The sequence below is a fragment of the Clostridium sp. CAG:265 genome (assembly GCF_000436575.1).
GTDB classification, from domain to species: domain Bacteria; phylum Bacillota; class Clostridia; order Clostridiales; family Clostridiaceae; genus Clostridium; species Clostridium lentum.
The window spans coordinates 1-1,756 of record NZ_FR886614.1 but is presented as its reverse complement, the minus strand read 5'-3'; the positions used below and the strand labels follow the sequence as shown (position 1 = coordinate 1,756).

The window sequence follows — 1,756 nt, the reverse complement described above, 5'->3', positions numbered from 1 at the left end:
GATAGTGTAAAGTTTCGTATGAAAAAATAGCATAGGGCTAATTTGGCATAATAATAGAAAAATAACTTTGAAATATCAATTAAAATTCGAAAATTGAATATGACAAAAAGACCTTCGGTATCGGAGGCAAAAATTAAATCAATATTTAATTTTATAGTTTATCAAGAAGTTTTAGATTCTTGCATATTTAATATGGTTTGTTGACCGAGATTGATAAGAATTTGCCATTTTGCTGGCATGTTATCAGCGATATTTAAAGCATCCAATTCATTTAAAGGACGATGATAGTTATATGGGTGAGGTCTTAAAAAGTTATAATAAGCAACCCAAAGAGAGAATCCATAAAGAGCACCTTCATCACTTCCATAGCCACAAGTAACTCTATAGGAAGATTTGAAGGTACGATTTAGACGCTCTACTACTTGCTTAACCCAACGGAATTCTTCAGATACTAGATCTTCATTAGTAAGGCCAATAACTTGAGTTAGATTAAATTCTTTATTTTCTTCTAATTCAAATTGTTGCTTCGCTAACGGGTAAGCGCTATAACCATCGGCAACGAAGTTCAAAGCTTTTCCTGGAAATTTTTTGAACTTATCAAAAGCCATACGCATTGCTAATATACAAGGACCTGTAGCTCTTGTATCAGATACTTGATAACCTAGAATAGACTTTTTACAAGCATCCATTACAATCCAAACATAATGCTTAATTCCTTTAACTTTTATATAAGTTTCATCGGCAGAAAGTATTTTAGATGGTTTGTAATTAAATGTATCAACAAATGGTTTAATGACAGCGGCTGCTGTTAAAGCATAATTAGCAACAGTTCTATGTGATATTTTTATTCCATGAACTTCTTCTAAAACATGTGCAGTTTGTCTTGTAGACATTTTACAATTAACGTGATAAGTAAGGCATAATCCCATTATATGAGGATTAAACTTTTTAAAACTAAATCCTGTAGCATGTTTTGAAATTGGATATAAATCCATCTTAAAGAAGTTAATATTGAATTCACGGTATATATAGTGAAGCTTGTATTTATATTTATGGGCAGGATCAAGATCCTTAGGAAGTTTCTTAATGTTTCTTTGATAATATGAGCATTTAGAATTATTACATTTATGTATTTTAAACTGCTTACGCTGCTTTTGCTCAGTAAGGGTAGCACCACAGTAAGGACAAATAAATACTAATGGTTTAGTAGCATAATTAGCTTCTTTAAATGTAAGTTGACAAACTTTACACTTAAACTGACCTTTATTGCCATTGTTATCGTAAATATATTCATGAGGTGCACCACATTTAGGACATTTAGTTTTTTTAGGAATAGACTTACCGTTCCGTCTTTGGACGGGTTTTAAGGTCTTGTTATATTTATGTTTGTAATAAGCTAAAAGTAATTTATAATCTACCTTTTCAAATTTAAGTATTGTAGGTAGTCTATCTACTTTGAACTTTTGATATTCAGGGCTATTTGAATCATCAAATATCATTTGTTTTAGTGGTATGTGTTGTGAAATAAATAAAAGTAATTCACCGATAATGGTAATTAAATATTGATTATATATAAGTAAATAAGTTATAATTGAATCCATGATAACGACAACCTTTCATTGTTGATTTTGTTTGGTCAGAGATTCAATTTTAACATGAAATTAGGGGGTCGTTGTTTTTTTTATGCAAAAAACTTTCGAAACCTTGATATATAAAGATTTTAAAATAAAAATAGTGTAAAAAACTTTACACTAAC

At 29.7% G+C, this 1,756-nt stretch carries 1 protein-coding gene; it reads right to left on the bottom strand.

All coding sequences use genetic code 11. The annotated features are described in order from the left end of the window. Positions 1 to 161: 161 nt before the first annotated feature. On the bottom strand, positions 162 to 1,601 hold the full coding sequence (locus tag Q5O29_RS06385; RefSeq protein ID WP_022212137.1) for a DDE-type integrase/transposase/recombinase: 1,440 nt from the start codon (positions 1,599 to 1,601) through the stop codon (positions 162 to 164). Between the last annotated feature and the right edge of the window lie 155 nt (positions 1,602 to 1,756).